This window comes from Mycobacterium sp., from assembly GCF_035653355.1.
Taxonomy (GTDB): Bacteria; Actinomycetota; Actinomycetes; order Mycobacteriales; family Mycobacteriaceae; genus Mycobacterium.
Genome location: NZ_DASRBZ010000086.1, coordinates 1 through 11,550, shown reverse-complemented (window position 1 = coordinate 11,550; position 11,550 = coordinate 1). Strand labels below are relative to the sequence as shown.

Sequence of the window (11,550 nt, the reverse complement as noted above, 5' to 3'; positions counted from 1 at the left end):
GACCGTCTACGACCTCGTGGGCATCACGGCGCCAGAGACGGTCAAAGGCATCGCTCAGCGTCCGCTGGATGGTGTCAGTTTCAAAGCGGCGCTGAAAGATCCGAGTGCGGTGGTCAAGGAAACGCAGTTCTACACCATGCTGGGCACACGTGGCATATGGCACAAAGGCTGGTTCGCCAACACCGTCCACGCCGCCACACCCGCGGGTTGGTCACACTTCGACGCCGACCGGTGGGAGCTTTTCCACATCCAAGCCGACCGCAGCCAGTGCCACGACCTCGCCACCGAGCAGCCCGACAAGCTCGAGGAACTGAAGGCGCTGTGGTTTTCGGAGGCCGCCAAATATAACGGGCTGCCGCTAGCCGATTTCAACATGCTGGAAACATTGTCGCGCTGGCGCCCATACCTGGCCGGCGAACGGTCCACTTACACTTATTATCCCGATACCGCCGACATCGGCATGGGTGCCGGCGCCGAAATCCACGGCCGGTCGTTTTCGGTGTTGGCCGACGTGACCGTGGATAGCACCGGTGCCGAAGGGGTGTTATTCAAACAGGGCGGTGCCCACGGCGGACACGTCCTGCTCATCCAGGACGGACGGCTGCACTACGTCTATAACTTCCTCGGTGAGCAGGAGCAGACGATCTCCTCACCCGGCGCGGTTCCGCTGGGCCGACACCTCCTGGGCGTCCAATACGTCCGGACCGGCACGGTGGAAAACAGTCACACCCCACTGGGTGAAGCCACCCTCTACATCGACGACACCGCCGTTGCGGCGCTGCCAGACATGAAGACCCACCCCGGAACGTTCGGCCTAGCCGGCGCGGCCATCAGTATCGGCCGCAACAGCGGTTCCGGAGTGTCGAGCCGCTACAAGCCGCCATTCGCGTTCACCGGCGGAGCGATCGCTCACGTCACCGTCGACCTCTCCGGCGCGGCATACACGGACCTGGGAAACAAACTAGCCCTGGCTTTTGCGCGCGACTGAAATGGTGAGGCATTGGGGCGTGGTGCTCTACTCGGCCCTTGTGGCGGCCGTCCTGGCCAGTTGCGTTGATACCACTGCGGGGAAGGCGGTTTCCGCAAAAGCACCGAGCTCCTCGACGGGAGTTGCCGGTCCAACACAGCCAGACCCGCTCACCGGCGTTCCCGGTGTCGAGACGACGCTGCCCGGGCACATACCGCCCGATGCGCTGGAATGTCTGCCGCCGACCAGCGTCGTCGGCAAGCCCACTAGCGCCACCGTGGCCGACCCTGCCGCGCCCAAAATCACCATCAGCGTGCCGGACGGCTGGACGTCGACGCCCGGCGACGGTGAGGTGGCACTGGCGTTAGCAGGACCTGACGGCATGTCGGGAAAGGTCACTATCGCGTCGACGATTCTCACTCCTGCCGCAGCCTTCGCTCAGTACGACGCGATGATGCGATCGAAGGCGGGTGCCGAAGTGGCCATCAACCCAGCTCCGTTCTGCGGGTACAGCAGCCAGCAGCTGACCGGCACGTACCGCGGATCGTCAGGCGCAATCGCCTTCGCCGACCGCATCGCACATATCTGGACGAACACGAAGGGCTATCTGGTCGCCATCCATCAGGAAGGGCCTGCCGGGCTGCTGGGTTTCGACGCTGCCAAAATCGCGCTGATGGTCGACTTCGCGGTCGTCATACCCTGAATCATGCTGACCGAGCTGGTGGAGTTGCCCGGCGGGGCATTTCGGATGGGTTCGACGAGCTTCTACCCCGAAGAAGCTCCCATCCATACGGCTAGCGTGGCCCCGTTCGCGATGGAACGGCATCCGGTGACCAACGCGCAATTCGCCGAATTCGTCGCTGCCACAGGCTATGTGACGGTCGCCGAACAATCGATCGATCCCGCGCAGTATCCCGGTGCGAACCCGGACGACCTTGTCCCGGGCGCTCTGGTGTTCCGTCCAACGCCGGGTCCGGTTGACTTGCGCGACTGGCGGCAGTGGTGGCACTGGGTACCGGATGCATGCTGGCGCCACCCATTCGGCCCGCACAGTGACGTCGCTGAGAAGGCCAATCACCCAGTGGTACAGGTCGCCTACCCCGATGCCGCGGCCTACGCGCGGTGGGCAGGGCGGCGGTTACCCACCGAGGCGGAGTGGGAATACGCGGCCCGCGGCGGAATGGCCACGACGTATGCCTGGGGCAACGAGGAGAAGCCCGACGGCCAGTTGATGGCCAACACCTGGCAGGGCAGGTTCCCGTACCGCAACGACGGCGCCCTCGGCTGGACGGGGACCTCGCCGGTGGGTGCCTTCCCGCCAAATCGGTTCGGGTTGCTGGACATGATCGGCAACGTCTGGGAGTGGACCGCCACCGAATACAGCACCCATCACCGGCTGGATCAGCCCCCGAAATCCTGCTGCACACCGTGCGTGCGCGCTGATCCTTCCGTCAATCAGACGCTGAAGGGCGGTTCGCACCTGTGCGCGCCGGAGTACTGCCACCGCTACCGGCCCGCGGCGCGTTCGCCTCAGTCGCAGGACACCGCGACCACCCACATCGGGTTCCGCTGCGTCTTCTGAACGCCCGTTACCTATCGGCGCCAAAGCTGCGGATATTTCGCGTCGGGAAGGGGACTAATGACCCGAGCTGTTCACCAGTAATGGCGTCTGCCGCCGACCGGACGCCTTCCGACTGAGCCGAGCAGCCAGAGGACAACTCCGACGATGAGCAAGATCCAACCCAGCCAGATAGCAATGGTCACCAACACGAGCGGCACTGGCAGCACCAGGGGCAGCAGATAACCGAGAAGCAGCAGGACGACACCGGCGACGATCATTGTGGCCCTCCCTTCAATTGACCACTTGTCAAGCGGTGTACCCGCGCTGGGTAGAACTGCAAACACCGACCACGATCTTCGATGCGGTTGCAGCAAACCCCTGAGACGCCAATCGCCCCGCTAGCCGGCGCTCCACTTCTGCTTCCTGCGCGGCTGGCCCTTGACCCTGGTGAAGTAGTCGTTGACTTCAGGATGCGCGAACAGGTACACCGACGTTTCCCAGGCGACGCCTGCCGAGACCTGAGCCAGGTCGACGCGGCTGCAGCCCGGCACCCGAGCGGGTGCGAGCGGCGGATCCGTCAGGCATTCTGTCGTACCCCACCTCTATGATCGAATGTATGTTCGATGAAGCCGCGCGCCGGGAGGTGATTGCCCGGTTTGATGAGATGTTTGAGCGCCACCACCCGTCGACCACCCCGGAGTCGAGCGTGCTGGTGGATCGGATCTGTGCGTCATCACGGGCGGAGAACCGGGCCGCGGCTGAGCAGCTGGTGGCGATCGGTGAGTTGTTCGGGTATCGGTTGTCGCGCTGCTCGGAAACCGAGCAATGGGCGATCGACACCGAGGAGGCGGTGAGCGCCGAAGTGGCCGCGGCGCTGCGGATCAGCCAGGGGCTGGCGTCGAGTCGGCTGCGTTATGCCCGGGCCATGCGTGAGCGGCTGCCCAAGACCGCCGAGGTATTCAAGGCCGGCGATATTGGGCTGCGGTTGTTTCAGACGATTGTGTTTCGCACCGATTTGATCAGCGATCCCGAGGTGTTGGCCGCGGTGGATGCCCAGTTGGCGGTGGCGGTGCCGCGCTGGCCATCACTAACCCAGGGCCGGTTAGCTGGGCGGATCGACAAGATCGTGGCCACGGCGGACGCCGATGCGGTGCGCCGCCGCAAACAGCACCAAACCGATCGGGAGGTGTGGATTTCTGCTGGCCTGGAGGGCATCGCCGAGATCCACGGCACCTTGTTCACCACCGACGCCCGTGCCTTGGACCAGCGGTTGGATGGCTTGGCGGCCACGGTGTGTGAGCACGATCCGCGCACCCGCGCCCAGCGCCGCGCCGATGCGCTGGGGGCATTGGCCGCCGGGGCCGATCGATTGGGCTGTCGTTGTGGGCGCGCCGATTGTGCGGCCGGCAAGCGCCCGGCCAGCCCGGTGGTGATCCATGTGATCACCGAACAAGCCAGCCTCGACGGGACCAATGGTGCGCCGGGGTCGCTGGTAGCAACCGATGGGCTCATCCCATCCGAACTGGTTGAGGAACTGGCGAAGTCGGCCAAGCTGGTGGCGCTGGTTCATCCCGCCGATGCCGCACCCGAGCGCGGCTACATCCCCTCGAAAGCGCTGGCCGATTTTGTGCGCTGCCGGGATTTGACCTGCCGCTGGCCGGGCTGCGATAAGCCGGCGTTTGACTGCGATGTGGACCATACGATCCCCTACGCGAAGGGTGGGCCGACGCATGCGTCGAATCTGAAATGTTATTGCCGTACCCATTACCAACTTGCCGGATAACCTACAATAGCCAGCATGGCTACCGCGCTGTACCTGAGGCAATCACTGGACCGCCACAAAAACCAGGTCGCCATCGACCGCCAGCGCGCCGAGTGTCGCGCGCTGGCCAAGCGCAAAAAGTGGAAGAACCTGCGCGAATACGTCGACAACGACCGCAGCGCGTCTAACCCGCGCAAGCCCCGGCCCGAGTACCAGCGGCTGCTGAAGGACATGGAGGACGGCATCATCACCGCGGTCGTCGCCTGGGACCTGGACCGGCTGCACCGTCGGCCGATCGAGTTGGAGCGGTTCATCCAGATAGCCGACACCCAACAGATCGCGCTGGCCACCGTCAGCGGCGAGGTTGATCTGGCCACACCGCAAGGCCGGATGATCGCCGGGATCATGGCCAATGTCGCCCGCCATGAAGTCGAGCACGCGGCTGCCCGGAAGGTGGCTGCGTTCAAGCAGATGGCCGAGCAGGGTAAACCCAAGTGGCACCAGGCGTTCGGCTACACCGACGACCACCAGCCGCACCCGGTTGAGGCCAAGCTGGTCCGCAAGGCCTACGAGGCGGTATTAGGCGGCGCGTCGCTGTCCGGGCTGGCGCGGGAGTGGAACTCCAAGGGCTATTACGGCCGCAACGGCAAGCCGTGGCGGGCATCAACCCTGAGCTTGTTTCTGCGTTCCCCGCGCAACGCCGGCCTGCGGGCCCACAACAACGTGATCGTCGGACCGGGCAACTGGCCGGCGCTGGTGGACGAATCGACCTGGCGGGCAACCCAAGCCGTGCTGGATGACCCGGCGCGCAAACCCGGCCCCAAGACCGTTCGCAAGCACTTTTTGACCGGTGTGCTGCGCTGCGGCAAGTGCGCTGACGGGGGCCGTATCGGTGGCTATCTGGGCCCCAGAGGCCAGGAACGCTACCGCTGCTGGAAATGCCTTGGGGTGGCGATCTCCAAGCCCGACGCCGACGATCTGATCCGCCGTGTCGTCTGTGCCCGGCTGGCGGAGCCGGACGCCAAGGAGCTGCTGATCGACCGCGACGCACCCGACCTCGAGGCGCTGAGCGCCGAGGCCAACACCATCCGCGCCCGCCGCGACGAGCTGGCCGACGAGCTGGCCGACGACAAGCTGAGCACCGCGGAGTGGCGTGCCATCCGTAACCGGCTGACAGCCCGGCTAGACGCGATCGAAGCGAAGATGACCGACGCGTCCAAGGCGCGGGTATTCGCCGATATCCCGCTGGGCAGCGGCCGCGTGTACAAGGCGTTCGCCCGGATGGACCCGGACCGTCAGCGCGCCATCGTCAACGTGATGCTGACCGCGACGATCAAGCCGGTCGGCAAGGGTTATCGCCCGGAGCAGGGCCGGTTCGACCCGGAGCGCATCGTGATTGAGTGGCGGCGATGACCTGGGTGACATGCACCAATAAGGGGCAGCATCGCGAACTCGATATTCGCGAATACCGCAACGGCCGATGGTGCAGCGTCGGGCCTCCAGAGGAGTCCGCGTGGTGGCGGCCGTTCGGCTACTGGACAACAGCGGATTCCGACCAACCGCTCACCAACACCCAGCGGTTTAAATGCCGACGATGTGGCCGCGACACACGGCTGAGCCCAGCGAAACTCAACGAATTGCTTGACCGGTTACATGACACGCCGGTACCTACGCTGGATATCTCGTACTTGCCCTACTAGCGTAGGTAACCGGCGAAAAGAAAACGCCTAGGCTCAGCGGAGCAGCGCCGAAGTTCTTGCCCGCATTAGCCCGCTCTCTCGGTGGGGTCATTTTGACGTACCCGGAGAGCATCGGATGTCTAACCCCGTCTACGTAGAGCGTTCCCGTCGTGCGCTTGCGGTCCGCCACTACGGCGCGGACTCACCTGAAGCGCGAGACGCCAAGCGTGACCTCATCTACGCGAAAACCACGGCCTACATCAAACAGCTTGTCTCGCAGGCGCCGCCGTTCACCCCGGAGCAGCTCGACCAGCTGCGTGTTCTTCTGGAGCCGGCCCGTCGCGATCTGGCTGAGCTGGAAGCCGGTGGTGACGATGCCTGACGACGTGGGGCCGCCCGCCTTGGAAGTCGGGCCCCGACCGGGCTACCACCTCCGGACCGGGGACCCCGACACCAACTACACCACCAGCACTAAGCAGTGTAAACGCTACGACCCACACGCGGGCAACGCGCGCCGACGCTGGCACGCGGTGCGATCTACCCCGATCGGCGCGTGCGGGTGCATCCGCGACCCGGAAGTCGACCGGCACCGCTGCGGGCACGGTATCTCCGCGGTGATGGTCGACGCCGCAGTCACCACCGCGGAACATCTGCAATCCCTCGGCACGCCGGGCATCTTCAGCGTCGACACGTGCCGGGCTATGTGGCGGCGCGGGCATCGCAGTCTCGCCGTCGAATGCCACCGGTACTCGGCAGGTGATTTCTGATGGCGCGTGAATACGGCAAGCTCAAAAAATCCCGGTGGCGCAACAATGACTGGCTCAAACTCACCGCCGACGCCCACTGGCTGTACACCTACCTGCTGTCGCAGCCCAACACCGACACCGCGGGTGTCTTCCCCATCCAGATAACCAAATGGGCCAAAGGCGCCGCCGACATGACCCTCGACCGCATCAAGACAGCGGCCAGGGCACTCGCCGACAGCGATTTCATCGTCGTCGACTGGGACACCGAGGAAGGCCTGATCCGCACCTACGTCGCCGACGACGAAGCCGGCGGCCTCGTCTTCATCGGCGCACTCAACCGCGCCCTACAGGCACAGTCACCCATACTGCGACGCCAACTCCTCGAGGAGATCCTGGGCCTCGACCGAACCTTCACCGAGCGCGAGCAACAGTTAATCGACGAACTGGCCAACAGTCTCGATGAGGGAACATCTACGGGCGCGCGCGGAACAGCACCATCACCTTCCCCCTCCCCTTCAACTGCAACTACAACGCAGGCGTTCGAACGCCCTTCGAAGACCGATGGAAGACCGTTCGAAGACCGTTCGAAGACCGTTCCTCAGCAAAGGGACGGCAGCCGCGACGTCGATGATTACGACGATGCGATCGACAGCGAGATCGACCGCGAGTACGCCGCATGCTTCGAAGCCGGCGCCACCTACGAGCCGCCCACGGTCGACGCTGACGGCTGCCCGCTCGATGACGGCGGTGATCGGCTATGAGCATCCCGTTGTGGCGGCTCGTCGTTTCTCCCGGCGCCGACTGTGACTGCGGCGCCCGGGTGCCTGAGGGATACCTGCTGGGTAAGTACAGCGAGGACCCTCGACCGCGTCCGTGGCTTTGCCTTCACTGCATTGCGGCCCGAGTTCGCGAGGCCGGCGCGCGCCAAATCCTCAACGGTGCGCCATGAACGGGGACAGCTGGTTTGTCGCGTACGTGATGAAGGCCTGCAACTGCCGGCGCGGGTACATGTGTCCGTTCTGCCGCCGCTATCTCCAACCGCCCATGAAAGGAAACACCGCCGATGACCGTCGAGCGTTGGGCGCCGGTGCCGAATTTCCCCGGCTACCTCGTTTCCGACCGCGGCCGGGTTCGTGGCCTGCCCCGCATCATCTGGCGATCTAACGGGGTGCCGATCTCGGTGCCCGGGCGGATGCTGGTCGTCCACTATCGCAAATACGACGGCAAACCGGTTGTGCACCTGAGCACCGGGCGTGCCAGGCAGGGCCGGACCTGCTACGTCGAGGCGTTGCTGGTGCAGGCGTTCGGGAACGAGGTAGCGGCATGACCGACTGTGCTACTTCCGAGGCGTACGCGCTGATTGTGCAAACCCGCCGTTATGTCGATGACGCGGCGCTACTGCCCGGCGAGCACGGCGCGGTCCTCGCGCGGATTGCCGCCTTCGTCGCCTGCCAGCGCGGCCGCCCCTTCACCCCCGTAACCTCCGCAGAATTGCTGGCGATCAACTTCGCCGAGGACGTGCTGGCCTGGCTGCAAAACCCCGCCAGCGCGGTTCTCAGGGACAAATGGGTGGCATCACGGGCCGTGCTGCTCGACGCCGCCCGCGGCGAGTCGGCGTGACAATGACAAGCGGCGATGTCACAATCACAGGTAAGCGGTACGGTCCAAGGCCCTGCCCAGGCGTCACGCCTCATCGGGGTTACCCGTCAATCCCGCGGCAAATAGAAAACCGTTCCCGGGGTGTCACACTCCGCCAGTCGAGCACGCCGCAATGACCGACCAACGCGCCAGCGATATCCGCTTCAAAATTCGCCGCCTCCTGGGCCACAAGCAACTCAACGCTGCCCAAGAGAAGTCGCTGAACGCGCTGATACGCGAACTCGTCGAAGTCGAATGCGGCAGTATCGGCAACGCTCAGCGGGAACTCGACGCAATTTTTAAGGAACACCGTCATGCACCCCAGCGTCGCCAAGCAGCGGCTCAAAGAGCTATCCGATGAGGTCGCGCGCCGGCATCTCAACAACACCATCACACATGAGTTCATGGACCGGGTGGAAGCCGAGTCCGAACAACTCGAAACCGCGATCAGAACTTACGAAAAGGCGAAAGGAATGTTCTCATACGCTTCGCCGGCCGAGCACGGCTTCGCCGGCGTCGACCCTGATACCACCGACACCGGTATCAACTTCAAAGGGTTCATGCCCAACATGGAGAACCGCATTCGTCCGGTGTCGATGTATGAATTCACCAAAACACAGCTGAAAGCGTTGCAGAGGGCCGCGCAACAAAACACACCACTGCGCGTGCACGTCCACGATAAGGGCATCGAGTCCGGCAACTACGCGAGCACGTTGCGCGATAAAGCCGCGGTCGACGGAAGCGGATTCGCCGGCAATTTACTGCCGCCGGTTCAGCAGCCGACACCATACCCGTGGTTCCGACTTCCGTATGAGCCGGAAAGGCTGAGCAACTTCCTCCCGAATATCGCGATGGATGGCCCCGGGGTGGGATTCTTTCGCCACACAGGAAATGCGGCGGAAAGTGCGTACACGGCGCCCGGTGCACTCAAGCCTGATCTGTCACCGAGCATTTCCGAGGTCTACGTCAGGCCGGCTAAAGTCGCGGGCCGCTGCCTTTTGACAAAGGAGGTCATCGCTGATGCCGGTGACCAGTTCGTGAATATGCTTGTCGCGGACCTGACAGAATCCACATACAATGCCGAAGCGAATTTGCTGATAAACGGAACTTCGGCGTCAAACGGTTTTGATGGTTTGCTGCACGTGTCCGGAACCCAGACCAGGGCTTACAACGCCACGAATGACACCGACGCATTGGGCACCCTGAATAAGGCGATGGTCGATTTACGGTCCAGTTTCTTTCAACCTGATTTACTGGTGATGAGCCCGGCCGCGCTCGGTTCACTGAGACGCTTGCGCGACGCCAACGGCAGACTGCAACTGGATTTGTTGGCCGGTGCCCGCAATATCGACCAAACATCAGACGGTGAAGAATTGTGGGGCTGCCGTGTTATCCAAACCCAGCAAATCGCGGCTGACACGGCGATCCTGATGAGCGTGCAAGCCGGCGCGGCCGCCCTCTACATTCGCGAAGCGCTGAACGTTTTCTACGACCCGTACAGCCAATCCGCGAGCAACATCCACCAGTTCATCTGTGAGCTCCGGTGCGCTTTAGCCGTGCCTAGGCCAAACGCGATCAACGTGATAACTGGCCTGCCGACCACATGATCCTGGAGAATCAAATGTCTGACCAAACCGTCAAAGTCAAAGTCGTCGGCAATTACCGCGTGTTCCACGACGACAAAGCGCATGTTGGTGGTGACGTTGTAAGTGTGCCCGAGGATGTCGCGGCCGAATGGCAGCGCAATGGGTGGGCCGAACCTGTCACTTCGAAGACGAAGTGAGAGCCTCTCGGCGTTGCCCGGCGTCATGGCTGCGACCGGTGTCGTGATCAGGAGCACTGAGGCGCACCAGCGCCGGGCACGCCGAGACCCACGAAAAGGACATTGACTAATGGTTAGATTCGGCCGCGGTTATCCGATGAGCAGCGCAATCGTAAAGCCGCGGTTTGTTCCGTTTATCGAAGCCAATACTCCTCGCACCAGTCAGCCTGTGCCGTCGGGCACTAGAGGCTGCTATGTGACATTGATCGGCGGTGGCGGTGCAGGAGGCGACGGTGTCAGCGGCAATAGCCCCGGATCGGGTGGTGGGGGCGGTGCGCGCATCAACCGTGTATTTATAGGTATCGGATCACTCGGCGCCACATATAGTGTCGGGGTCGGTGCGGGTGGTTCAACATCGAACGCTAGCGGCACCGCTTCAACATTCAGTTCCGGCTCAATCACATTGACAGCAAACGGTGGCGGGGGCGCCCCCGCAACCAAGTTCAACGGGCAATCCGGTGGGGCGGGTGGCACGTTCTCCGCGTCGGGGATTAGTGCGACCGGCACAAACGGCACAGCTGGGGGCGCTGCGGGCAACGGGGCGGGATCAGCGGGCACATCAGACACCACCAACAACGAAGGCTGCGGCGGCGGTGGTGGCGGCCGCCCAGCAGGAGCCGGCGGTAATTCCAGTCACGCCACGGGCGGCGCAGCAGGCACATCCTCATCCCCAAACGGTGGCAGCCCAGCCAGCGCTGGTGCTGGTAACGGCGGCGCGGGCGGCGGCGGCGGATACGGAGTCAATGCCAGCGGAAACGGTGGCACCGGCGGTCTATACGGCGGCGGTGGTGGTGGTGGTAGCCAACCATTATCCGGTTCGGCGGGGTACGGGGCGGGCGGCGGCGGCTACACGCTCATCGAATGGCAATAACAAGCGAAATTACTTGCAGCGCAAGAGGATTAGACACCGCTGACCATGAAGGACTGATGAGCAGAGTACCACATACACCACTGCATAACCGCAGGTCAGAGGGGGTATCGCAATCTCTCGTCACGCATAGACGGACCAGCCTTCGGCCTTTGCAGTTTTTCGCAAAAAGATTGCAACACAACATGTTTCACTGCAAGGGGTTTCAGCACTAATGCGCACGAATGACGTTGATGTGTAAGGAGTCTCCGGCTTATGAAGGCGGTAAACCATGGAACACGTTACCGGTACGCGAAGGGTTGCAGGTGTGACGCCTGCTCTGAGGCTGAGCGGCTGTATCACCGGGATTATCGGCTGAGGGGTGGTAGCCCGAAGGCGGTGTCAACTGTCACAAATGTGACACCTGGCCCAGTGGAGTCGGCGGTCACCGCCGAGCTGGCCGGCTATCCCTTATCGGCTGAGCGGCCAGGTTTGACGGCGGTCGCGGTGCGCCTGGCTCAACTCTTG

The 11,550-nt window shown here is 63.4% G+C and carries 14 protein-coding genes and 3 pseudogenes; 14 read left to right on the top strand and 3 right to left on the bottom strand.

All coding sequences use genetic code 11. The features are described from left to right. The 3 genes and pseudogenes from VFA16_RS02825 to VFA16_RS02815 all read left to right on the top strand — a co-directional run. A pseudogene (locus VFA16_RS02825) lies at positions 1-988 on the top strand (arylsulfatase); the annotation flags it as partial. Between the two features lie 19 nt (positions 989-1,007). Continuing rightward, positions 1,008-1,670 (top strand): hypothetical protein, encoded by a 663-nt coding sequence (locus tag VFA16_RS02820; RefSeq protein ID WP_324966357.1) that lies wholly within the window; start codon positions 1,008-1,010, stop codon positions 1,668-1,670. Between the two features lie 3 nt (positions 1,671-1,673). Continuing rightward, a complete protein-coding gene (locus VFA16_RS02815) occupies positions 1,674-2,549 on the top strand; it encodes a formylglycine-generating enzyme family protein (protein ID WP_324966356.1) in 876 nt (291 codons plus the stop codon). 71 nt (positions 2,550-2,620) lie between these two features. On the opposite strand, the gene VFA16_RS02810 is transcribed toward VFA16_RS02815, so the two are convergent. Beyond that, complete coding sequence (locus tag VFA16_RS02810) at positions 2,621-2,806, bottom strand: DUF6131 family protein (protein WP_324966355.1); 186 nt, start codon at positions 2,804-2,806, stop codon at positions 2,621-2,623. Positions 2,807-2,941: 135 nt separating this feature from the next. Further along, positions 2,942-3,109, bottom strand: a pseudogene (locus VFA16_RS02805) (hemophore-related protein); the annotation flags it as partial. 35 nt (positions 3,110-3,144) lie between these two features. Between VFA16_RS02805 and VFA16_RS02800 the strand changes: the two are divergent. From VFA16_RS02800 to VFA16_RS02765, 8 genes and pseudogenes are all read left to right on the top strand, one after another. Then, positions 3,145-4,296, top strand: a pseudogene (locus VFA16_RS02800) (HNH endonuclease signature motif containing protein); the annotation flags it as partial. A gap of 30 nt (positions 4,297-4,326) precedes the next feature. Continuing rightward, positions 4,327-5,703 (top strand): recombinase family protein, encoded by a 1,377-nt coding sequence (locus VFA16_RS02795; RefSeq protein ID WP_324966354.1) that lies wholly within the window; start codon positions 4,327-4,329, stop codon positions 5,701-5,703. Beyond that, complete coding sequence (locus VFA16_RS02790) at positions 5,700-5,990, top strand: hypothetical protein (RefSeq protein ID WP_324966353.1); 291 nt, start codon at positions 5,700-5,702, stop codon at positions 5,988-5,990. Before VFA16_RS02795 ends, VFA16_RS02790 begins: the two co-directional genes overlap by 4 nt. 115 nt (positions 5,991-6,105) lie before the next feature. Then, complete coding sequence (locus tag VFA16_RS02785; protein WP_324966352.1) at positions 6,106-6,351, top strand: hypothetical protein; 246 nt, start codon at positions 6,106-6,108, stop codon at positions 6,349-6,351. Then, a complete protein-coding gene (locus tag VFA16_RS02780) occupies positions 6,344-6,736 on the top strand; it encodes a hypothetical protein (RefSeq protein ID WP_324966351.1) in 393 nt (130 codons plus the stop codon). Before VFA16_RS02785 ends, VFA16_RS02780 begins: the two co-directional genes overlap by 8 nt. Then, the gene (locus VFA16_RS02775; protein WP_324966350.1) at positions 6,736-7,476 is read left to right on the top strand and encodes a hypothetical protein; all 741 of its coding nucleotides are present in this window, start codon (positions 6,736-6,738) and stop codon (positions 7,474-7,476) included. The genes VFA16_RS02780 and VFA16_RS02775 overlap by 1 nt, the downstream gene beginning before the upstream one ends. Before the next feature lie 302 nt (positions 7,477-7,778). Next, complete coding sequence (locus tag VFA16_RS02770; RefSeq protein ID WP_324966349.1) at positions 7,779-8,042, top strand: NUMOD4 domain-containing protein; 264 nt, start codon at positions 7,779-7,781, stop codon at positions 8,040-8,042. Continuing rightward, positions 8,039-8,335: a hypothetical protein gene (locus VFA16_RS02765; protein ID WP_324966348.1), complete on the top strand. Its 297-nt coding sequence runs from the start codon at positions 8,039-8,041 to the stop codon at positions 8,333-8,335. Before VFA16_RS02770 ends, VFA16_RS02765 begins: the two co-directional genes overlap by 4 nt. A 79-nt stretch (positions 8,336-8,414) precedes the next feature. Here the strand turns inward: VFA16_RS02765 and VFA16_RS02760 are convergent, their stop codons facing one another. Next, positions 8,415-8,669: a hypothetical protein gene (locus tag VFA16_RS02760; protein WP_324966347.1), complete on the bottom strand. Its 255-nt coding sequence runs from the start codon at positions 8,667-8,669 to the stop codon at positions 8,415-8,417. Here VFA16_RS02760 and VFA16_RS02755 point away from each other — a divergent pair. The 3 genes from VFA16_RS02755 to VFA16_RS23730 all read left to right on the top strand — a co-directional run bounded on the left by VFA16_RS02755 (position 8,668) and on the right by VFA16_RS23730 (position 11,046). Next, positions 8,668-9,960: a phage major capsid protein gene (locus tag VFA16_RS02755; RefSeq protein WP_324966346.1), complete on the top strand. Its 1,293-nt coding sequence runs from the start codon at positions 8,668-8,670 to the stop codon at positions 9,958-9,960. The two genes, VFA16_RS02760 and VFA16_RS02755, sit on opposite strands and share 2 nt — an antisense overlap. Before the next feature lie 14 nt (positions 9,961-9,974). Further along, a complete protein-coding gene (locus tag VFA16_RS02750; protein ID WP_324966345.1) occupies positions 9,975-10,136 on the top strand; it encodes a hypothetical protein in 162 nt (53 codons plus the stop codon). 109 nt (positions 10,137-10,245) lie between these two features. Continuing rightward, entirely contained in the window at positions 10,246-11,046 is an 801-nt protein-coding gene (locus VFA16_RS23730; protein WP_414687621.1) for a glycine-rich domain-containing protein, read from the top strand. Positions 11,047-11,550: the final 504 nt, after the last annotated feature.

Bases quoted from the DNA above. Each gene is read 5' to 3' on its own strand.
- VFA16_RS02760 (WP_324966347.1), bottom strand. From the start codon at position 8,669: ATGACGGTGTTCCTTAAAAATTGCGTCGAGTTCCCGCTGAGCGTTGCC.
- VFA16_RS23730 (WP_414687621.1), top strand. From the start codon at position 10,246: ATGGTTAGATTCGGCCGCGGTTATCCGATGAGCAGCGCAATCGTAAAG.
- VFA16_RS02775 (WP_324966350.1), top strand. From the start codon at position 6,736: ATGGCGCGTGAATACGGCAAGCTCAAAAAATCCCGGTGGCGCAACAAT.
- VFA16_RS02765 (WP_324966348.1), top strand. From the start codon at position 8,039: ATGACCGACTGTGCTACTTCCGAGGCGTACGCGCTGATTGTGCAAACC.
- VFA16_RS02790 (WP_324966353.1), top strand. From the start codon at position 5,700: ATGACCTGGGTGACATGCACCAATAAGGGGCAGCATCGCGAACTCGAT.
- VFA16_RS02810 (WP_324966355.1), bottom strand. From the start codon at position 2,806: ATGATCGTCGCCGGTGTCGTCCTGCTGCTTCTCGGTTATCTGCTGCCC.
- VFA16_RS02815 (WP_324966356.1), top strand. From the start codon at position 1,674: ATGCTGACCGAGCTGGTGGAGTTGCCCGGCGGGGCATTTCGGATGGGT.
- VFA16_RS02785 (WP_324966352.1), top strand. From the start codon at position 6,106: ATGTCTAACCCCGTCTACGTAGAGCGTTCCCGTCGTGCGCTTGCGGTC.
- VFA16_RS02770 (WP_324966349.1), top strand. From the start codon at position 7,779: ATGACCGTCGAGCGTTGGGCGCCGGTGCCGAATTTCCCCGGCTACCTC.
- VFA16_RS02750 (WP_324966345.1), top strand. From the start codon at position 9,975: ATGTCTGACCAAACCGTCAAAGTCAAAGTCGTCGGCAATTACCGCGTG.
- VFA16_RS02795 (WP_324966354.1), top strand. From the start codon at position 4,327: ATGGCTACCGCGCTGTACCTGAGGCAATCACTGGACCGCCACAAAAAC.
- VFA16_RS02780 (WP_324966351.1), top strand. From the start codon at position 6,344: ATGCCTGACGACGTGGGGCCGCCCGCCTTGGAAGTCGGGCCCCGACCG.
- VFA16_RS02755 (WP_324966346.1), top strand. From the start codon at position 8,668: ATGCACCCCAGCGTCGCCAAGCAGCGGCTCAAAGAGCTATCCGATGAG.